Origin of the sequence: Streptomyces sp. NPDC086077 (genome assembly GCF_040686175.1) — a bacterium.
In the GTDB taxonomy this organism is placed as follows: Bacteria; Actinomycetota; Actinomycetes; order Streptomycetales; family Streptomycetaceae; genus Streptomyces.
Window position 1 is genome coordinate 29,004 of record NZ_JBFBJT010000045.1, and the last position, 20,422, is coordinate 49,425.

The 20,422-nt window shown below is 73.5% G+C and carries 16 protein-coding genes; 7 read left to right on the forward strand and 9 right to left on the reverse strand.

From position 1 onward, the window contains the following. The first annotated feature begins 4 nt into the window (after positions 1-4). Entirely contained in the window at positions 5-1,024 is a 1,020-nt protein-coding gene (locus tag AB0O67_RS15750; RefSeq protein ID WP_365450225.1) for a lactonase family protein, read from the forward strand. Between the two features lie 75 nt (positions 1,025-1,099). Here AB0O67_RS15750 and AB0O67_RS15755 read toward each other — a convergent pair whose 3' ends face one another. From AB0O67_RS15755 to AB0O67_RS15770, 4 genes are all read right to left on the reverse strand, one after another. Next, positions 1,100-2,023 carry a hypothetical protein gene (locus AB0O67_RS15755; RefSeq protein WP_365450227.1) on the reverse strand — a complete coding sequence of 308 codons (924 nt, stop codon included), beginning with the start codon at positions 2,021-2,023 and terminating at the stop codon, positions 1,100-1,102. 167 nt (positions 2,024-2,190) lie between these two features. Beyond that, positions 2,191-3,168: a BadF/BadG/BcrA/BcrD ATPase family protein gene (locus tag AB0O67_RS15760; protein ID WP_365450229.1), complete on the reverse strand. Its 978-nt coding sequence runs from the start codon at positions 3,166-3,168 to the stop codon at positions 2,191-2,193. Positions 3,169-3,194: 26 nt separating this feature from the next. Beyond that, complete coding sequence (locus tag AB0O67_RS15765; protein WP_365450231.1) at positions 3,195-3,872, reverse strand: uracil-DNA glycosylase; 678 nt, start codon at positions 3,870-3,872, stop codon at positions 3,195-3,197. Positions 3,873-3,953: 81 nt separating this feature from the next. Continuing rightward, entirely contained in the window at positions 3,954-5,093 is a 1,140-nt protein-coding gene (locus AB0O67_RS15770; protein ID WP_365450233.1) for an exo-alpha-sialidase, read from the reverse strand. 192 nt (positions 5,094-5,285) lie between these two features. On the opposite strand from AB0O67_RS15770, the gene AB0O67_RS15775 reads away from it, so the two are divergent. Beyond that, positions 5,286-5,870, forward strand: coding sequence for a hypothetical protein (locus AB0O67_RS15775; protein WP_365450235.1), 585 nt, complete (start codon positions 5,286-5,288; stop codon positions 5,868-5,870). 265 nt (positions 5,871-6,135) lie between these two features. Here the strand turns inward: AB0O67_RS15775 and AB0O67_RS15780 are convergent, their stop codons facing one another. Beyond that, a complete protein-coding gene (locus tag AB0O67_RS15780; protein ID WP_365450237.1) occupies positions 6,136-7,824 on the reverse strand; it encodes a DNA alkylation response protein in 1,689 nt (562 codons plus the stop codon). Positions 7,825-7,898: 74 nt separating this feature from the next. Between AB0O67_RS15780 and AB0O67_RS15785 the strand changes: the two genes are divergently transcribed. The 3 genes from AB0O67_RS15785 (at position 7,899) to AB0O67_RS15795 (ending at position 13,906) form a co-directional block, all read left to right on the forward strand. Then, complete coding sequence (locus AB0O67_RS15785) at positions 7,899-8,645, forward strand: PaaX family transcriptional regulator C-terminal domain-containing protein (RefSeq protein ID WP_365450240.1); 747 nt, start codon at positions 7,899-7,901, stop codon at positions 8,643-8,645. Positions 8,646-8,836: 191 nt separating this feature from the next. Then, complete coding sequence (locus AB0O67_RS15790) at positions 8,837-9,328, forward strand: hypothetical protein (RefSeq protein ID WP_365450242.1); 492 nt, start codon at positions 8,837-8,839, stop codon at positions 9,326-9,328. Between the two features lie 60 nt (positions 9,329-9,388). Next, positions 9,389-13,906 (forward strand): cation-translocating P-type ATPase, encoded by a 4,518-nt coding sequence (locus AB0O67_RS15795; RefSeq protein ID WP_365450244.1) that lies wholly within the window; start codon positions 9,389-9,391, stop codon positions 13,904-13,906. Positions 13,907-14,106: 200 nt separating this feature from the next. Here AB0O67_RS15795 and AB0O67_RS15800 read toward each other — a convergent pair whose 3' ends face one another. Then, the gene (locus AB0O67_RS15800) at positions 14,107-15,204 is read right to left on the reverse strand and encodes an NADH:flavin oxidoreductase/NADH oxidase (RefSeq protein ID WP_365450246.1); all 1,098 of its coding nucleotides are present in this window, start codon (positions 15,202-15,204) and stop codon (positions 14,107-14,109) included. A gap of 120 nt (positions 15,205-15,324) precedes the next feature. Between AB0O67_RS15800 and AB0O67_RS15805 the strand changes: the two genes are divergently transcribed. Then, positions 15,325-15,684, forward strand: a complete 360-nt coding sequence (locus tag AB0O67_RS15805; protein WP_365450248.1) for a helix-turn-helix transcriptional regulator — start codon at positions 15,325-15,327, stop codon at positions 15,682-15,684. Here the strand turns inward: AB0O67_RS15805 and AB0O67_RS15810 are convergent. From AB0O67_RS15810 to AB0O67_RS15820, 3 genes are all read right to left on the reverse strand, one after another. After that, positions 15,601-16,992 (reverse strand): nucleobase:cation symporter-2 family protein, encoded by a 1,392-nt coding sequence (locus AB0O67_RS15810; RefSeq protein WP_365450250.1) that lies wholly within the window; start codon positions 16,990-16,992, stop codon positions 15,601-15,603. The genes AB0O67_RS15805 and AB0O67_RS15810 overlap by 84 nt on opposite strands. Positions 16,993-17,142: 150 nt before the next feature. After that, positions 17,143-18,483, reverse strand: coding sequence for an FAD-dependent oxidoreductase (locus tag AB0O67_RS15815; protein ID WP_365450252.1), 1,341 nt, complete (start codon positions 18,481-18,483; stop codon positions 17,143-17,145). Positions 18,484-18,667: 184 nt separating this feature from the next. Continuing rightward, positions 18,668-19,348, reverse strand: a complete 681-nt coding sequence (locus AB0O67_RS15820) for a DUF305 domain-containing protein (protein ID WP_365450259.1) — start codon at positions 19,346-19,348, stop codon at positions 18,668-18,670. A gap of 64 nt (positions 19,349-19,412) precedes the next feature. Between AB0O67_RS15820 and AB0O67_RS15825 the strand changes: the two genes are divergently transcribed. Further along, positions 19,413-20,422: hypothetical protein (locus AB0O67_RS15825; RefSeq protein ID WP_365450255.1), on the forward strand; the 1,010-nt coding region annotated here is incomplete at its 3' end.

The following is a 20,422-nucleotide window of genomic DNA, read 5'->3' on the forward strand; positions in this document are numbered from 1 at the left end:
AGCGGTGGCAGACGGCGGGCGGGCGTTCATCGGGTCGTTCACGGCGGCCGGCGGCCCCGGAGTGGTGACGGCGGCCGTGGACGCGGCAAGCGGTGCCCTGACGGTGCTGGGCAGCCTGAACGGCGTGCCCGACCCCTCCTACCTGGCCCTCTCGGCCGGCGGAGACACCCTCTACGCGGTCAGTGAGACGACCGACGGCGCGGTCGCGGCGTACCGCGTCACGGGCGCCCTGCCCGAACCGGTCGGCCGCTCCGTCCCCGTCGGCGACGGGCCGACCCACCTCAGCGTCGTGGCCGGTCACGTCCTGACGGCGAACTACGGCTCCGGCAGTGTCACCGCCGTGCCGCTGCGCGCCGACGGCACCCTCGGCGCCGCCCCGTCCGGCGTGCTGCGGCACTCCGGCTCCGGCCCGCACACCCTCCGCCAGCAGGGCCCGCACGCCCACCAGGTGCAGGGCGACCCGAGCGGGCGCTGGGTCGTCAGCGTCGACCTGGGCACGGACTCCGTACGCGTGTGCACGCTGAAGGAGGGCGGCCTCGCACTGCACCGGGAGGCCGCCCTGCGCCCCGGCTCCGGCCCCCGTCATCTGGCATTCCATCCCGACGGCAGCCATGTCTACGTGCTGAACGAGCTCACCCCGACCGTCACCGTCTGCCGCTGGGACGCCTCGGACGGCTCCCTGAAGCCGCTGACGGAGACGCCGGTACTGCCCGGCGGCCCGGCGGGGGACGCCTACCCCTCGGGCATCGTGGCCTCATCTGACGGCCGTTTCGTGTGGACCGCGACGCGCGGGCAGGACGTGCTCTCGGTCTTCGCGGTTCAGGGCGAGGAGCTGCGGCTGACCGGGACGGTTGCGTGCGGAGGTCACTGGCCGCGGGCGATCGCCACGTCGGGCGGTTTCCTGTACGTGGCCAACGAGCGGTCCGGCGACGTGACGTGGTTCGCCGTCGACGCCGGGACGGGGCTGCCCCGCCGGGCCGGCTCGATCGCCGTGCCCGCGGCGTCCTGCGTGGTCTTCGGCTGACCCTCGCCGCCGAAGCCGAGGGCCCGCTCCGGCATCGGAGCGGGCCCTCCATCGGTACGGCTGAAGTGCGCCGGTTCAGCGCACCGGCGCACCCTGCGGCTGCTGCGGGGAGATGCCCAGCGCCGTCGTGTACTTGGCCAGGGCGAGCTTGCCGATGGCCGGGTAGGGGCCGAGCCCCTCGGCGGCGGCGCAGCCCAGCTCGGTCGCGGCCGCCTCGACCAGGCCCGGGTCGATCTCGGGGCCGATCAGATACGGGGCGAGCGCCAGCTGCTGCGAGCCCGAGGAGCGCAGCTGCTCCGCGACGGACAAGATCGAGCCCTCCTGGTCGAGGGCCGCCGCCATCACCGGCACGGCGAGTCGCGCGGCGAGCAGCATGCCGGTGATCCCGGCCGCCTGCACTGCCTCCTCGCCGCCCACGGAGGCCAGGATGATGCCGTCCGCGGCCGTCGCCACGGTGAACAGCCGCGCGCGGTCGGCGCGGGCCAGGCCGGCCTCCGACAGGCGCACGTGCAGGGCCTCGGCGAGTAGCGGGTGCGGGCCGAGGACGTCGGTCAGCTCGGCGGCGACCCGGCTGTCCATCACGGCCTGGCGGATGTGGCGCAGCAGCGCGCTGTCCGGGCCGGCCAGCAGCGGCACCACGACGGCGACGGGGCCGTCGGGCTGCGTGACGTCCATTCCCGCAGCCCGTGCCTGCTCGTAGCGGGCGGTGCGCTCTTCGGCGGCCTGCGCGAGCACGGCCTGCAGCGTGGGGAACTCCGAGGCGTCCCCGTCGACATAGCCGATCCGGGCGTCCAGGCCGGGGAGCTCGGATCGGGCGATGCTCACGACCTCCTCGGCGAGGGCGCGCGTGGCGGCGCTGGGCGTGCCGGGAACCGCGAGGACGAGCGCGGGCGCGCCCTCGGGAGCCGCCAGTGGCTCGGGTCGGCGGTGCCGCCCGGGCTGGCGGGGTCGCGGCATTCGTACTGGCAGGCCGGACGCGGGCCCAGTGGGGGAGCTCATGGCGCCGCATGTTACTGGCTCACTGGGCTCCCCTGTTCGGGGAGGGTGCAGGTGAGCGGTATCCGTCCTGTTTTGTCTGATGAGTTACGTACGAATTGGAAGTGATCACCGGGTTTCGGTGCGGAGGGCGACGGCGGGTGCGGGACGAACGGGCACAACTCGGAGAGTCAGTCGTCCAGTGTGGTCACCACGTACAGCATCTTCTCGTCAGGCGGCAGACTGAGTGCCCCGGTCGCCAACTCGGTCGCGATCCGCACCGAGCCGTGCAGCGGATCGCCCTCGGCCACAACTCGCCGGGCCCGCGGCAGTCGTGCGGACAGCTCCTCGTCCAGGGGTACGAGGAGTGCGGCGCCCATCTTGAACAGGCCACCGGTGGTCGCCACGTGGGGCTCGCCCTCCGCCGGGCAGACGGCGCGCGCGGAGTCGGCCATGTGCCGGGCCGCCGCCCGCAGCACGGCCAAGGCGACCGGGTCGCCCTCGCGGGCGCAGTCCGCCACCCGGGGCGCGAAGGAGGCCAGGACGGCCGGGCGGTCCGGGCGTGGGTACAGCTTGCCGGGAAGGTCCGGCATCGGGCCGAACAACTCCGTCGCGCACTCCAGCAGTCGGACCGAGCCGCCCTCCCGCCCGTCGTGCGCGCGCAACGCGGCCTCCAGCCCGGCCCGTCCGATCCAGGCGCCACCGCCGCAGTCGCCCAGCAGGTGCCCCCAGCCGTCCGCCCGCCGCCAGCGTGTGAGATCGGTGCCGATGGCGATCATCCCCGTACCGGCGGCGACGACGGCACCGGGCAGCGATCCGAGGGCGCCCGCATACGCGGTGACCGCGTCGGCGGCGAGGGCCACCGCCCGGATCCCGCACTCGCGGCGCAGGGCACCGGGCAGATCGGCACGCAGGGCGTCACCGAGCGTGCTGAAACCGGCGGCGCCGACAGCGGCCGTGCCGAGCGCCGGGAGCCCGGCCTCGGCGGTCGCAGCCCGTACCAGGGGCACCAGTTGATCCATCAGGTGCCCGGCGTCGATCCCCCGGTCCCCCGTCCGCACCGGCACCCGGGACTCCCGCGCGGCCAGCGGCCCCCGTGTGACGTCCCCGACGACGACCCGGAGTCCGGATCCTCCGGAGTCGACGGCGAGGAAACCATCGGTGCTCACCGATGCGGGCCCGCTCCGCTCCGCCGTCACGGCAGTCGCCAGTCCACCGGCTGACCCCCTTGGCGCATGAGCAGGTCGTTGGCGCGGCTGAACGGGCGCGAGCCGAAGAAGCCACGGTCGGCCGACATGGGGGAGGGGTGGGCGGACTCCACCGAGGGCAGGTCGCCGAGCAGCGGGCGGAGGTTGCGGGCGTCGCGACCCCAGAGGATGGACACCAGCGGCTTGCCGCGCGCGGCCAGCGCGCGGATGGCCTGCTCGGTGACCTCCTCCCAGCCCTTGCCCCGGTGCGCGGCCGGACGCCTCGGGGCCGTGGTGAGCGCCCTGTTGAGCAGCAGCACGCCCTGCCGGCTCCACGGGGTCAGGTCGCCGTTCGACGGCTGGGGCAGCCCCAGGTCGGTGTTCAGCTCCCGGTAGATGTTGATCAGGCTGCCGGGCAGCGGACTCACCTCGGGCGCGACCGAGAACGACAAGCCCACCGCGTGCCCCGGGGTCGGGTACGGGTCCTGCCCGACGATCAGGACGCGTACCTCGTCGAAGGGCTGCTGGAAGGCCCGCAGGACGTTCGGCCCGGCCGGGAGATAGGTGCGTCCCGCGGCGATCTCCGCGCGCAGGAAGTCACCCATCTCCGCGATCCGCCCGGCCACGGGTTCCAAGGCCTGCGCCCAGCCCGCTTCGACGATTTCATGCAAGGGTCGTGGTGCCACGGCGTCACCCTACTGCCGTACAGGCAGCGGCGATCAACCAGTGGCCAACGCGGCACGACCGCGATCCCCCCGGACGCCGCATCAGATCACCGCGGCCCGCACACAGAGCACGTCCGGCAGATGCGACGCCAACTGCCGCCAGCTGTCGCCCTCGTCGGCCGACGCGAACACCTCGCCGTTACGGTTGCCGAAGTACACGCCCGCCGGGTCCGCGTCGTCGGTGCACAGCGCGTCGCGCAGCACCGTGCCGTAGTGGTCCTCCTGGGGCAGGCCCGCCGTCAGCGGGTCCCAGGACTTGCCCGCGTCCGCCGTGCGGAAGACCCGGCAGCGCCGGTCCGCGGGCACCCGGTCGGTGTCGGCGTTGATCGGGAAGACGTACGCCGCCTCCGCGCGGTGGGGATGGGCCGCGGCGGCGAAACCGAACGTCGACGGCAGGCCCTCACCGATGTCGGACCAGTGCGCGCCCGCGTCGTCGCTGCGGTACACGCCCCAGTGGTTCTGCAGATACAGGCGGTCCGGCGTCCCCGCGTCCTGGGTGATCTTGTGCACGCACTGGCCGAACTCGGGGTTCGGATTCGGCAGGAACACCGCCGAGACACCGGAGTTGGACGGGGTCCAGCTCGCGCCGCCGTCGGTCGTGCGGAACACCCCGGCCGCCGAGACCGCGACCGTCACCGCCCTCGGATCGCGCCGGTCGGTGACCACGGTGTGCAGGCCCTCGCCGCCGCCGCCCGGCTCCCACCGCGCGCGCGTCGGGTGCTCCCAGAGGGGACGGACCAGCTCGAACGTCTCCCCCCTGTCCTCCGAGCGGTACAACGCGGCCGGCTCCGTCCCCGCGTAGACCACGTCCGGCTCCGCGGCCGCCGGGTGCAGCTGCCACACGCGCTCCAGGGAGGCGCCGGTGTCCTTGGGGAACTTCACTGCGGGCTGTGCCGGTTCGGCCCAGGAGCGGCCCAGGTCGTCGGAGTGGAACACCGACGGTCCCCAGTGGGCGCTGTCGCCCCCCGCCAGCAGCCGCGGAGTCGTACCACGAGTGTCGATGGCGACCGAGTACACGGCCTGTGCGTTGAAGTAGGGGCTTTCGTCGAACTCCCAGGCGCTACCGCGCCGGCGCCCGATGAACAAGCCTTTGCGTGTGCCCACGGCGAGCAGTACTTCGGTCATGCCGATCACCTCCGCGACGTCTTTATCCCAGACACCGGCCAGTCTGCACCCCACCACTGACAGTGACCCCCGAAAGCGGCTGCGTCCCAGGTCAGCACGGTGTCGCCGGACGGAAGCGGACCGTGCGCGCGGCCCGTCGGCCCTCGGGACCGGCGCGTCGCGTCCCGGACCGTGAGCATTCGACGACCCGTGCGCCGTATGGGAGGGCGGTCGGGGGATGTTCGTGTGCTCACGAGGAGGAAGCCTTCGATGGGGTTCGGTGATCCGCGGGTGTGGCTGTGGCGCTGGCGGCGCAATCCGCTGCGGCGCCGCGCCGACAGGGTGGAGGCGTGGATTCTGCTCGGCGCCTGGGCGCTCACCGCGCTTGTCGGGGTGTTCGCCGGTCTGACGGTGAGCCGGACCGTCGAGGGGGAACTGGCCCGGGAGCGCGTCGAGTGGCGCCCGGCCGAGGCACGGCTGACCGAGCAGGTGCCCGGATCGCCCCCCGCACCGTCCGGCGCGCCGGGCATCGAGCGGGTGTGGGCCGAGGTCCGCTGGTCCGCGCCGGACGGTTCCGACCGCACCGGCCAAGCCCGGGTCCGGCCCGGCAGCCCGGCCGGCACCCCGGTCACCGTCTGGACCGACCGGCAGGGCCGCCTGGTCACCGAACCGACCACCCCCTCCGAGGCCCACGTCCGCGCCCACCTGACCGGCGCCCTCGTGGGCATCGGCGTGGCCGCCCTCCCACTGGCGGGCGCCCGCCTCCTGCGCGACCGGCCGGAACGCGAACGCCTGGACCAGTGGGAGGCCGACTGGGCCCGATTCGACGCACTGCGCCACCGCGGAGCGAGCTGAGCACCTCGCCACCGGCCAGACTCAACCGCACCGACGCAAGGCGCGCTGCGCGTGGTGCCGTGAGACCGGCTGAGCTGTGGCGCCGTCAGGCGGGCTGAGCGTGGCGGCACCACAAGGTGCGTCGGATCGAACGTGGCGCCGCCAGGCGGACTGAGCGTGGTGAAGCCGGACGAGCCGAGTGCGGCTCCGGTCGGACCGGCCGAGCTGCGGCTCCGGTCGGACCGGCTGAGGTGTGGTGCCGTAGGTCGGCTCAGCTGTGGCGCCGTCAGACCGGCTGGGCGGCGCGCGCGAGCGCCGGGTCCGGCAGCGGCAGCGCCCTGTCCAGGATCGCGCCGAGGTCCGCCCCGTCGGGCAGGGTGCCGAAGGCGTGCCCCCAGTCGCCACCGAGCCGGGTCGCGCAGAACGCGTCGGCGACCGCGGGCGGCGCGTGCCGGACCAGCAGCGATGCCTGGAGGGTGAGCGCCATCAGCTCCACCAGCCGCCGCGCACCTGACGGGGAGCCCTCCGCCAGCGTGTCCTTGAGCCGGTTCACCGCGGCGTCCAGCCGGGCGTCCGCCCCCCGCGCCAGGGCCAGTTCGGCGAACAGCGCCTCCGCCGTGCCCGGCTCGCGGCTCAACGCGCGCAGCACGTCGAGCGCGTTGACGTTCCCGGACCCCTCCCAGATGGACAGCAGGGGCGCCTCGCGGTAGTGGCGGGGCATGCCCGAGTCCTCCACGTAGCCGTTGCCGCCCAGGCACTCCAGCGCCTCCGCGGTGAACGCCGGGCCCCGCTTGGTGACCCAGTACTTGCCCACGGCGGTCGCGATCCGGCGGAACGCGGCCTCGCCGCGGTCCCCGCGCACCGCCCGGTCGGCCGCCCCCGCCAGCCGTAGGGTGAGCGTCGTGGCCGCCTCGGACTCCAGCGCCAGGTCGGCCAGCACGTTGCGCATCAGCGGCTGGTCCACCAGGCGCGCCCCGAACGCACTGCGGTACCGCGCGTGATGCCCCGCCTCGACCAGCGTCCTGCGCATCAGCGTCGCCGAGCCCATCACGCAGTCCAGCCGGGTGCAGTTGACCATCTCGATGATCGTCTTGACGCCCTGCCCCTCGGGGCCGACCAGCCAGGCGACGGTCCCGTCGAACTCCGGCTCGGACGAGGCGTTCGAGCGGTTGCCGAGCTTGTCCTTCAGGCGCTGGATGCGGAAGGTGTTGCGGCTCCCGTCGGGCAGCACGCGCGGCACCAGGAAGCAGGACAGTCCGTCGGGAGCCTGCGCCAGCACCAGGAACACGTCACACATGGGCGCCGACGTGAACCACTTGTGCCCCCGCAGGGTGTACACGCCGGGCTCGGCGGTCGGCGTGGCGACGGTCGTGTTCGTGCGGACGTCCGAGCCGCCCTGCTTCTCGGTCATCCCCATGCCGGCCAGCAGACCGCTCTTCCGCGTGGGCACGCCGAGCTCCGGATCGTACTCACGGCTCGTCAGCAGCGGCTCGTAGACCTTCGCCAGGTCCGGCTGCCGGCGCAGCGCCGGGACGGCGGCGTACGTCATCGACGTCGGGCAGCCGTGTCCGGCCTCGGCTTGTCCCCACACCAACCCGCCCGCCGTACGGGCCACATGGGCCCCGGTCCGGTCGTCCGCCCAGGGAGCGCCCGCCAGGCCCTCGGTGACCGCGACGCGCATCAGGTGGTGCCAGCTCGGGTGGAAGTCGACCTCGTCGACCCGGTTGCCGTACCGGTCGTGGGTGCGCAGCACCGGTTCGTACCGGTTGGCCAGCTCACCCCACTCCTGGGCCTCCTCGCTGCCGGCCTGCAGGCCGAGACGCCGGATGCCCTCCTCGGCCCACCCGGCACCCTCCCGCCGCAGCCCCTCCAGCAGGGCCCGGTCGTCGGACGCGTCGTACGGGGTCAGGGCAGGGGGCTGGTTGGAGACGACGTGCGTGGCGCCGCCGGAAGGACCGTCATGTGTCGAGACCATGGGGCAGTGTTGCATTTCTGCTGCGATCGCAGCAATACTGCAACAAGAAGATCCGCCCCGTACAGTACGTGCCCATGCGCATCGACGAGACCGCCCTGCCCGGCGAGGCCGCCCTGCGCCCGCTGTCGGCCCGGTCCGTCGTATTGAGCCTGCTGCTCGGCGCCCATCCGCCGGAGCTTCCCGGGCGCGACCTCGCCCGTGCCGTGGAGCCCTTCGGTGTCGGCGGCTCCACCCTGCGGGCCGCGCTCAGCCGCATGACGGCCGCCGGGGACCTGCTGCGCACGGACACCGGATACCGGTTGAGCGAGCGGCTGCTGGACCGTCAGCGCCGGCAGGACGACGCCCTGCACCCCCACACGCGCGCGTGGGACGGCGACTGGGAGATGGTCGTGATCACCGCGACCGGCCGCGGCCCCGCCGAACGCGCCGACCTGCGCACCCGCCTCGGCGCCCTACGGCTCGCCGAACTCCGCGAGGGCGTCTGGCTCCGCCCGGCCAACCTGCGCCGTCCCCTGCCGGACGACCTGGCAGCCGTGATCCAGTCCTTCACGACCCGGCCCGCGCCGCCCGCACGCGACCTGGCGGCGACCCTGTGGCCGCTCGTCACGTGGGCCGACACGGCGCGCGTGCTGCTCGACCACATCGCGCGCGTGGAGCGTCCCGCCGATGGCCTCACGGTCTTCGCTGCGGTCGTCCGTCATCTGCTCGCCGACCCCGTGCTGCCGCCGGCGCTCCTGCCCACCGACTGGCCGGGAACCGCGCTGCGCACCGCCTATGCCGACTACCTGCGGGAGCTGACGGAAGCCCTGCGGCGGGCGTGAGGCGGCGGCCGCGCGATGCGCCCGCCGCAACGCCTCACCCGGCGGCCGCCGCACCTCGTACGGCACCTCGCGCAAGACCCCCAGGCTCCATACCCCCGTTTGTCCGACTTTCCGTCATTCGTACGGATGACACCTCGCATCAAGGGAACCCGGCGGGGTGAGACATGGATCTGCCAGGGAGCGTGAGTGTCATGGCACCACAAAAGACTTCGTCCGAGCTCCCGGCACCGCTGCGCGCACCTGTGACGGCGCTGCGCAAGGTGCCCGGGGCAGGGGTGGTGACCAAGGCGGCCGGTGGTGCGCTGGACGCGGTGGGCACCGTGTCGCCGCGTGGTCGTCGTGTCGCGGTGTACACCGGGGCAGGGCTGCTCGGCGTGGCGGGCGTGGTGGAGTGGCCCATCGCCCTCACGGTCGCCGGCGTGGCGTGGCTGACCCAGCCGAAGCCCGGCCACGACGGCAACGGGGCGGCCACCACTACGGGCGCCGCCAAGACGGCGGCCTCCAAGTCGTCCACGGCCAAGCGGACGACGTCCAGCCGTGGGAGCGGGAAGACGGCGACCGCCGGCCGGCGCTCGACGTCGACCAGCAAAGGTACGACGTCCAGCCGCGGCAAGGCGGGGGCGTCCGGCGGGCGGAGTTCGTCCACCGGCGGCCGGCGCAAGGCGACCACCAGCGGCGGGTAGGGAACGGCGGGCCGGAGCCCTGCCACCCGGCCCGCCCCACACACGAGCAGAGGGCGTGACATGGGGCTTTGGTTGCTGAGGGACTCATCGGCGGCCGTCTCCGACATCGTCATGGCCGGGCCGCGCCTGCTGGTGCGCGGCACCGCGCCCGCAGTCGGTGCCGCCGCCGGTGCCGTGGCCGGGACCGCGCGCGCCGGGGTGCGCGGCGCGGAGGCCATGGTGCGGGTGTCGCGGGTGGCGCGCGCGGCGCTGCCCGGAGCGGGACGCCACTGGCGGGCCGGCGACCGGGTGCATCTGGCGCTGCGGGCTGTCCCCGAGTCCGAGCGGGCGGAGCGCAGGGACGGCGTGGCCCCGGCGGACTGGGCCGAACAGACGGACCGGGTGGACGGGGCGGACCGAGTCGACCGCGCGGACGGAGCGGACAGCGCCGACCGAGCGGATCAGCCGGACCGGTCGGACCAGGCGGATCAGGCAGGCGGAGGCGGAGAAGGCAAGGCAGGCCGGGCGGGCCCGGCCGTGGCCACCGCGCGTGCGGCCCGGCGGATGGCCGAGGAGCTCGCCGAGCACCCGGACGTGGCCTACGCCTACTGGGACGGCGGGCTGGCCCGGCTGGTGGTCGTCGCGTGCGAGGCCACCCTGACCGACGGGGTGCTGGACCACGCCAATGAACTCGCCGACCGGTACGGACTGGTGCCCGCGGACGTCCCGGTCGAGGAGTTCGCGCACCCCGGCGACCCGGGCGAGGTGCGGACCGTGTCGGCGGCGATCGTGGCCGACGCCGCGGGCATCGTCGTCGCGGTCACCGGATCCATGCTGCGGCTGCCGCCCTCCCCCCGCTTCGTGACCGCCGCCGTCACACTGCTGCGTGAGAACCCCCGCTTCCGCGGCTTCATGCGGTCCCGGTTCGGCGCCTCCCACACCGACCTGATCCTGGCGGTCGCCAACGCGGCCGCCCATGGCGCCGGGCAGACCCCGGCCTCCCTGGTCCTGGACGGCGCCCTGCGCTGCCTCCAGCTCGCGGAGGCGCTGGCGCGCGGCGCCGCGTTCGACTCGGTGCACGACCAGGTGGTCGGACCCGGACGCGACGACGTGGCCGCGCACCGCTTCCCGCGCCCACCGCTGCGGCCCGCGCCCGCGCAGGAGTACGCCATCCACGCCGAGACCGGCAGCGTGGTGGGCGCCGCAGTGACGCTGCTCGTCAAGCACAGCGGTACGGAAGCGGCCGAGGCCATCCTCGCGGGCTCCCCGAAGGCCGCCCGCTACGGGCCCGCCGCCTTCCACGCGGTCCTTGGCTGCGCCCTGGCCCGCACCGGCGTGCTGGTGCGCAACATGGACCGGCTGCGGCAACTGGAGACGGCCGGCACGGTGTTCCTGCATCCGAGCGCCCTGCACAGCGCGGACGGCAGCGCCGACCCGATGGCCGAGGCCGTCCTCGACGCGGCGCGCCGCGCCGGCCTGCGCGTCGTGGTGGTCGCGGATCCCGCGCTCGGCGAGTTCGCGGCGCTCGCGGACCACATCGTCGCCGCCGACCGTGCGACCGGCGAGGTCGTGGACCGGCTACGGGGGCGCGGGGGCGTCATCACCGTGGCCCGTCCGTCCTCCGCCGACGACACCGACGCGCTCGCCGGGCTGCTCGCCGGGGACGTGGCCGTCGCGCTCGCCGACGCGGACGCAGCCGTCGCCTGGGGCGCGGACCTGGTCGCGCCGGGCGGCCTGGGTGACGTGTGGCGGCTGCTCAGCGCGGTGCCCGCGGCCCGCGGGGTCGGCCGCCGCGCACAGGTTCTGGCCCGGTCCGGCGCCGCCCTGTCCGGGCTGCTGGTCGCCGTCGGCGAGTCGGGCAGTGGCACCGGCATCCCGCTGGTCGGACTGCGGCACGCGCCCGTCGACATCGGCGCCGCGCTCGCCCTGCTGAGCGGCGCGCGGGCGGCGATCGGCGTGGCGTCGGCCCGCGCGCCGCACCCCCGGCCGCGAGTGCCCTGGCACGCCCTGAAAGTGAGCGACGTCCGCGAACGCCTGGGAGGACTGGAGCGCCGGGCGAAGGAAGAAGAGGGGATGGTCACCGCCTCGGCCACCGGCGGGGCCCGCAAGGTGGCGCGCACCGCCGTACGCGCCCCCGGTATGGCGCCGGTCCGCTGGACGCTCGAGCTGGGCCGGGCCGTGCGCGGAGAACTGGACGATCCGCTGACGCCCGTGCTGGCCGTCGGCTCGGCCGCCTCCGCGATCCTCGGCTCCATGGTGGACGCCCTGCTCGTCGTCGGCGCCCTCGACCTGAACGCGCTCGTCGGCGGTGTCCAGCGGCTGCGCGCCGAACGGGCGCTGTCCGGGCTGGTCGCCGAACAGAAGCAGAAGGCCCGGGTCAGCAACGGCGACGCGGGTGGCTCGCACACCGTGGACGCCACCCGGCTCCACCCGGGCGACGTGATCGAGCTCAAGGCCGACGACGTCGTACCGGCCGACGCGCGCCTGCTGTGGGAGGACGGTCTGGAGGTCGACGAGTCGGCGCTGACCGGCGAGTCCCTGCCCGTCGACAAACAGACGGAGCCCACGCCGAGCGCCGCCGTCGCCGACCGCCGCTGCATGGTGTTCGAGGGCACGACCGTGGTCGCGGGACAGGCGCGGGCCGTGGTGGTGGAGACGGGCGAGCGCACCGAGGCGGCGCGGGCGGTCCACCTCGCCGCCCGTAAGCCCCCGGCCGCGGGTGTGCAGGCCCGTCTGCAGGAACTCACCGGCAAGGCATTGCCGTTGACCATGGCGGGCGGCGCCGCGGTGACCGGCCTGTCGCTGCTGCGCGGCGCCCCGATCCGGGAGGCCGTCAGCGGTGGAGTGGCGGTCGCGGTGGCCGCCGTTCCCGAGGGACTGCCGCTGGTGGCCACGGTGGCGCAGTTGGCGGCCGCCCGCCGCCTCAGCCACCGGGGTGTCCTCGTGCGGGCGCCGCGCACACTGGAGGCCCTCGGCCGGATGGACACGGTCTGCTTCGACAAGACCGGCACGCTCACCGAGAACAAGCTGCGCCTGGTGCGGGTGACCGACGCCGACAGCGAGGCCCGTACGCCCGAGGAGGCCGCGGACACCGAGACCATGCGGGTCGCGGTACGTGCCTGTCCGCAGCCGGAGGAGGGCCCCGACAAGCCGGTGCACGCCACAGACGAGGCCGTGCTGGACGCGGCCGGGCCCGACCCCGAGTGGGTGCAGACGGAGGGCCGGCCGTTCGAGGCGGGCCGTGGGTACGCCGGTGCCGTGGGTCACGCGGGTGACGGCAGGCGGGTGTTCGTGGTCAAGGGCGCGCCCGAGGTCGTGCTGCCGGCCTGCCGTGACGTTCCCGACGAGGCGTACGACCAGGCCCACGACCTGGCCCGGGACGGACTGCGCGTGCTGGCGGTGGCGCAACGGCCCCTGGCCGACGGCGAGAAGGACTCGGAGATCGGCGAAGCGCCCCTGAAGGGCCTGGAGTTCACGGGGCTGCTCGCGCTGGCCGATGTGCCGCGCGAGTCGTCCACGGCGCTGGTGCGCGGGTTGCGCGAGGCGGGCGTACGACCGGTCATGCTGACCGGCGACCACCCGCAGACCGCCCGTGCGATCGCCGTCCAGCTGGGCTGGCCCGAGGACACCGACGTGGTCACCGGCGACGAACTGGCCGCCGCGGACCGCTCCGAGCGTGCCCGGATGCTGCACGACGTGGGCGTGGTCGCCCGGGTCGCGCCCGAGCAGAAGCTCCAGGTCGTCGAGGCGCTGATGGACTCCGGCCGGGTGGTCGGCATGGTCGGTGACGGCGCCAACGACGCCGCCGCGATCCGCGCCGCCGACATCGGCGTGGGCATCAGCGCCCGCGGTTCGGCGGCCGCCCGCAACGCCGCCGACCTGGTGCTCACCAACGGCGACATGACGGTCCTCGTCGAGGCGGTCTCCGAGGGCCGCGCCCTGTGGCACAGCGTCGCCGACGCCGTCGCCATCCTGATCGGCGGCAACGCGGGTGAGGTCGGCTTCGGGATCGTCGGCAGCCTGCTCGGTGGGGCCGCGCCGTTGTCGACCCGTCAGATGCTGCTGGTGAACCTGTTCACCGACCTGTTCCCGGCGATGGCGGTGGCGGTCACACCGCAGAAGGACGTGCGCGAGGAGGCGAGCGCGGGCAGCGGCCCGATGGGTACGTCGCTGCTCGGTACACCGCTCATGCGGCAGATCCGGCACCGGGCGTTGACCACGTGCCTCGGCGCGGTGGTGGCCTGGCTGATCGGCCGCTTCACTCCCGGCTCGATCCGCCGCACCACGACGATGGCCCTGTGCGCCGTCGTCGGAACGCAGCTGGCCCAGACCCTCGCCGACCGCCGCGACAGCCCTCTGGTCCGCCTGACCGTCATCGGCTCCGCCGTGGCCCTGGTCGCCGTGGTCCAGACCCCCGGCGTGAGCCAGGCCCTCGGCTGCACCCCTCTGGGCCCGATCGCCTGGGCAGGCGTCCTGGCGGCCATCGCCCTGGCGGTCGCGGGTCAGCGAGCACTGCCGCACATCGAGCGGGCGGTCGTACGCCTGGGCGAGGGCGCCCCCGAAGGCGTCAAGGAGGCGCTGGCCCGCCTCGGCACGTGAGCCGGCCGCCTCGGCGCGTGAGGGTGTCCGGCGGGTGAGGGCGCCCGGCGGGTGAGGGTGCCCGGCGCGGGACGGGATCCCGGCCGGTGAAAGACGCCCGCCACGCCGTTCTCCGCAGACGCCCGCCACGCCGTTCCACGGCGTTTTCTGCAGACGCCCGCCACGGACCTTCTCCACAGTCGCCCGCTACGGACGCGCCCCTACGGACGCCCGCTCACACACACCGACCGGTGATACTGCTCAGGCACCCGCACCTCGCCCCCCAGTTCCCGCGCGGCGTGCCTCGCCCACGACGGGTTGCGGAGCAGCTCGCGGCCCAGCAGGACGGCGTCCGCCTCGCCATTGGCGATGATCTTCGCCGCCTGTTCGGGCTCCGTGATGAGCCCGACCGCGGCGACGGGGAGGCGGGCCTCGGCCCTGACCCGGGCCGCGAAGGGGACCTGGTAGCCGGGGCCGGTCGGGATGGGGACGCCGGAGGCGTTGCCGCCGGTGGAGACGTCCAGGAGGTCCACGCCGTGGGCCCGGAGATCGCGGGCGAGGCGGACCGTGTCGTCCCCGGTCCAGCCGCCCTCCTCCAGCCAGTCCGTCGCCGAGACACGGAAGAACAGCGGCTTGCCGTCCGGCCACACCTCACGCACGGCGTCGACGACTTCGAGGGCGAACCGGGTCCGGTTCTCGAACGAGCCGCCGTACGCGTCGGTGCGGTGGTTGGAGTGCGGGGAGAGGAACTCGTTGATCAGGTAGCCGTGGGCGCCATGGATCTCCACGATCTCGAACCCGGCCGCCAGCGCCCGCCGCGCCGCGTCCGCGAACTGGCCCACGACCTCACGGATCTGAGCGACCGTCAGCTCGGTGGGCACCGGATGCCGCTCGTCGAAGGCCACCGCGCTCGGCGCCACCGGCTGCCACCCGTATGTTCCTGGCCCGACGGGCGCCCCGCCCTTCCACGGCTGGTCGGTCGAGGCCTTGCGCCCGGCGTGGCCGAGCTGGACGGCCGGTACGGTCCCCTGCGAGACGAGGAACCGCGTGATCCGCCGGAACGCCTCGACCTGCGTGTCGTTCCAGAGGCCGAGGTCCCACGGCGAGATCCGCCCCTCCGGACTCACCCCGGTCGCCTCCACGATGATCAGCCCCGTACCGCCGACCGCGCGGCCGGCGTAGTGCGCGAAGTGCCAGTCGTGGGGCACACCGGCCTCGGGCCCCTGCGGCACCGCCGAGTACTGGCACATGGGTGGCATCCACACCCGGTTGGGGATCGTCACATCGCGCAGGGTGTAGGGCTCGAAGAGCGCACTCACGGCGGACTCCATTCTTCACGGGACCGGTGGTCGACTCGTACGATAACCTTCGTAGTACGGCGGATGTCAAACTATGATGGTTCTCGTACAATGGAGGTTCCCGGACGAAGTGGAGCCGTCGTGACGCCCGCCGCCCCCATCACCAGCAGCCGTGTCCTGCCGCATCCGGCACGTGAGGACATCCGGCTGGAAGGCGTGCTGCACGCGCTCTCCGACCCGATGCGCCTGAGCATCGTGCGAGAGCTGGGCGCCGGTGACGAGCTCTCCTGTTCACACTTCGACCTGCCGGTCACCAAGTCCACGACCACCCACCACTTCCGGGTGCTGCGCGAGAGCGGTGTGATCCGGCAGGTCTACCGGGGCACGGCCAAGATGAACGGCCTGCGCGAGGACGACCTAGACGCCCTCTTCCCGGGACTTCTGGACAGCCTGCTCGCCGCCGCCGACCGGCAGGCCGCCCGGCTCGCCGACGCCGGCTGAACCGCCCTTGGCGGGGAGGTGGTTGAAGAGCAGGTTGAGCGCGACCGCGGTGAGGCAGCCCGCGCTGATGCCGCTGTGCATGATGGTCTGGAACCAGTCCGGGAACCGGTCGTAGACGGTCGGCACCCCGACCGGCAGCACGCCCGCCGCGACCGACACGGCCACCACGGTGAGGTTGTGGTTGCCCCCGAAGTCGACCGCGGCCAGCGTCCGCACACCGCTCGCCGCGACCGTCCCGAACATCACCAGCCCCGCGCCACCGAGCACCGGCGCCGGAATCGCCGCCACCACCGCGCCCAGCTTGGGCAGCAGTCCGAGCAGCACCAGCATGCCGCCCGCTGCCGCGACCACCCAGCGGCTGCGCACCCGCGTCATGCCGACCAGCCCCACGTTCTGCGCGTAGGCCGTGTACGGGAAGGTGTTGAAGACACCGCCGAGGACGGTCGACAGCCCGTCGGCGCGCAGCCCGTCCGCCAGCGGGCGCGGCTCGATCCTCCGCCCGGTCATCTCGCCGACCGCGATGAAGTCACCGGTCGTCTCGGTCATGGTGACCAGGGCGACCACCAGCATCGACACGATCGCCGACAGCTCGAACACCGGCGCGCCGAAGTGGAACGGCGTGCTGACCCCCAGCCAGTCGGCGTCCTTGACGCCACCGAAGTCCGTGAACCCGAGCGGTACCGCCACCGCCAGCCCCACCGCGATACCGATCAGCACCGCGATCCGGCTCAGGAACACCGGCGCGAACCGCTGCACGCCCAGCACCGTCGCCAGCACGAAGGCGGCCAGCGCCAGGTTCTTCGGTGCCCCGAAGTCCTCGGAACCCGCCCCACCGGCCGCCCAGTTGCCCGCCACCGGCAGCAGCGAGACACCGATGATCAGGATCACCGTGCCGGTGACCAGCGGCGGGAAGAAGCGCAGCAGCTTCCCGAACACGGGCGCCAGCAGCATGATCGCCAGCCCCGCGACGATCACCGAGCCGTAGATCGCGGGCAGCCCGCCGCCCGTCGTCCCGATCAGCACCATCGGCGACACCGCGGCGAACGTACAGCCCTGCATGATCGGCAGCCGCACGCCGAACCGCCACAAGCCGACGCACTGGATCAGTGTGGCGATCCCGCACACCAGCAGATCCGCGGTGATCAGATACGCCAGATCCGCGGGCGACAGCTTCAGGGCGCCACCCACGATCAGCGGCACGGCCACCGCGCCCGCGTACATCGCGAGCACATGCTGCAACCCGAAGGCGGCCAGATGCCGCACGGGCGGGACCTCGTCGACGGGATGGACGGGGGCGGTCGATGCCATGGGAACTCCAGAGCGGCGGGCAGGCGGGAACATCCGAACAGCCAGAGTCCGTATGCGCCTTGCACGGTTTGTCGATGTCCGAGGCGTTGCCACCATGTGTCACGGCCGGCCGCGGTGGCAAGGCTCCGCCGCCAGGCGGGGCGCGGCCTGTCACGACGCGCCGCGTGCCGCCGCCCGCAGGGCTTCCCAGTCCGGCAGTTTGACCGTACGGCGCCCCAGTGAGGCCCCGAGCTCCGCCTCGGCCCGCTCGATGGCCCGCCACCCCGACCACTCGACCGGCTCGACCCCCAGGTCCCGCAGTGCCGTGAGCGGGTCGTCCGGGACGTCCATGCGTACGAGTACGGCGGCGTCCTCGACCAGCGACAGCACCGTCTCCTTGGCGCACGGGCGGTTGGTGCCGATGACACCCGTCGGACCGCGCTTGATCCAGCCCGCCACGTACTCACCCGGCGCGACGACGCCGCCCCGCACCACCCGCCCGGCCAGATGCGGCACGGTGCCGGTCGCGGGGTCGAACGGCAGCCCCTCCAGCGGCACCCCGCGATACCCCACCGACCGCAGCACCAACTGGGCCTCGACATCCTCGTACCGGCCCGTCCCCCGCACCCCGCCCCGCCCGTCCGGCAGCGTCCGCTCGAACCGCACCGCGTCGACCCGCCCGCCGTCGCCAAGCACCTCCACCGGGCGCAGGAAGAACCGCAGCCGGATCCGGCGCGGCAGGCCCTTCGCCGGCTCGGCGGCCCAGCCGCGCAGCACCTCCACGTTGCGGCGCTGCGCCGCAGGCAGCGCGGACGGATCGGCGTACGCCGGATCCAGCGCCAACTCGTCTGAGTCCAAGGACACTTCGGCATCCGGCAGGGAACCCAGCTCGCGCAGCTCCTTGGTCGTGAACCGGGCCTGCGAGGGGCCGCGGCGCCCCACCATGTGGACGACGCCCACCCGGCTCGCCGTCAGCGCGGTCAGCGCCGCGTGCGGCATGTCGGTGGGGCTCAGCTCGGCCGCCCCGCGCGCCAGGATCCGGGTGACGTCCACGGCGACGTTCCCCACGCCGATGACCACGGCCGACCGCGCGCCGAGCACGAAGCCGTCGGCCAGGGCGTCCGGATGGGCGCTGTACCAGGACACGAACTCGGTCGCCGAGAAACTGCCCGGCAGGTCCTCGCCCGGGATGCCGAGGTGGCGGTCGGTGGCGGCGCCCACGCAGTACACCACCGCGTGGTACATCTTCCGCAGCCGGGCGGCCGGCACCCCGCCCGCGCCGATCTGCACACCGCCGAGGAAGCGCACCCGCTCGTGCTCCAGGACCGTCCGCAGGGTGTTCTGCAACGACTTGATCTTCTCGTGGTCGGGCGCCACGCCGTACCGCACCAGGCCGTACGGACACGGCAGCCGGTCCAGCACGTCGACGAGCACGGTGGAGTCCTGCTGGACCAGGGTCTGGGCGCAGTAGACCCCGCTCGGTCCCGAGCCGACGACGGCGACACGCAGCACGGCGGAACTCCTTCGTCCGGTGGGTCACCGGAGGATCGTCCGGTGCAGCACAGGAGATCGCTGATGGCTCCAGCATCGCACCGGCCCGGCCCCACTGACAGGGTGCCGGGCGGGGCAGGCCGCGTGTCCGTCCGAATGGAGTGTGACCGGCCCGCCCCGGCCCGCCGACCCGACCGCCTGCCCCTCACGACATCGTGCGCATCCGAGTGATCTCGCTGGTCTGCTGGGCGATCACATCATCGGCCAGTTCCTCGATCCGGACGTTGTTGCCCTGCGCCTTCACCTCCGCGGCCATCGTGACCGCCCCCTCGTGATGAGCGATCATCAGTGTGAGGAAGAGCTGGTCGAACGCCTTGCCTCGTGCCGCCCTCAGCTTGCCCAACTGCGCCTCGGTCGCCATGCCCGGCATCGCGGCATGGTCGTGACCGCCGTTGTGCTCGCTCTTCCCGTGCTCATCGAGCCAGCTGCGCATGACCTCGATCTCCGGCCGCTGCGCGGCATCGATACGCTCGGCCACCTTCTTCACCTGCGAGGACTGGGCGCGGTCCGGCACGAGTCCGGTCATCTCCAGCGCCTGTGAGTGATGCTCGATCATCATCCGCGCGTAGTCGGCGTCGGCTGAGTTGGGGGAGTCGTCGTCGGCGCGCTGCTCCGCCGCCTCCTCGGCCGACAGGGTCCGGTTCGCCTCGCCGGGCATCCCGGGCACGATCACCGACGGCCCGCCCGCCCCGTCCGGTTCGGCGTCCGCACCGGAGTCGCAGGCCGTCAGCGCGAGAACGGCCAGGGTGGTCAGCGGCACCGCGAGGCGGACCGCCCGGGCGAAAACCTGTGTCACATCTCGGTTTCCCTCTATTGATCTGTGCATGGCGACGACGATACTGCGGAGGTCCACAACCCGTTCCCTCGCGAACGGAACCAGGGAGGACGCAGTGATCCTGTCGAACGATCCCCGAACGCGGCTCAGACGTCTCGGTGTAGCCACCGCCGCGGCCGGACTGCTGGCCGCATTGCTGACGGCTCAGCCGGCGAGCGCGATCCCCGACCCCGGGGACGGTCCGCCGGCCGGCAAGGAGGTCTCCAGCAGCACCCGGGCCGAGGTGCGCGAGGCGCTGGAATCCGGGGAGATCCCCGGAGTGGACGAGATCGTCCACTCCGCCAACATCGAGCACCTCACCAACATCCCGAAGGACGTGCTGCCCAACACCAACTCGGACCTGGCCTTCCAGGGCCGATACGCCTTCGCCGGCAACTACGACGGATTCCGCATCTTCGACATCAGCAACCCCAGGGCGCCCAAGACCGTCGCCCAGGTGCTGTGCCCCGGCTCGCAGAACGACATCTCCGTCTCCGGCGACCTGCTGTTCCTGTCCACCGACTCCTCGCGCAGCGACAGCAGTTGCAACAGCACCTCCCAGCCGGTGACCGAGAAGTCCTCCTGGGAGGGCATGAAGGTCTTCGACATCAGCGACAAGCGCAACCCCCGTTACGTCGCCGCCGTCGAAACGGCCTGCGGCTCGCACACCCACACGCTGCTCCCCGAGGGCCGCAACGTCTACGTCTACGTCTCCTCGTACTCGCCGAACGCCGCCTACCCCGACTGCCAGCCGCCGCACGACGGCATATCGGTCATCAAGGTGCCGCTCCACGCGCCCGAGAAGGCGGCGGTCGTAGGCTTCCCGGTGCTCTTCCCGGGCGAGGGACCCGACGGTGGTGGCAACCCCGGCGGACCGACCAACCCGGGCGTCTCCAAGACCACTGGATGCCACGACATCACCGTGTTGCCCTCCAAGGACCTAGCGGCGGGCGCCTGCATGGGTGACGGCATCCTGTTCTCCATCAAGGACCCGGAACGCCCGAAGGTCATCGACCGCGTCCAGGACAACGTGAACTTCGCGTTCTGGCATTCGGCGACCTTCAACCAGAGGGCCGACAAGGTCGT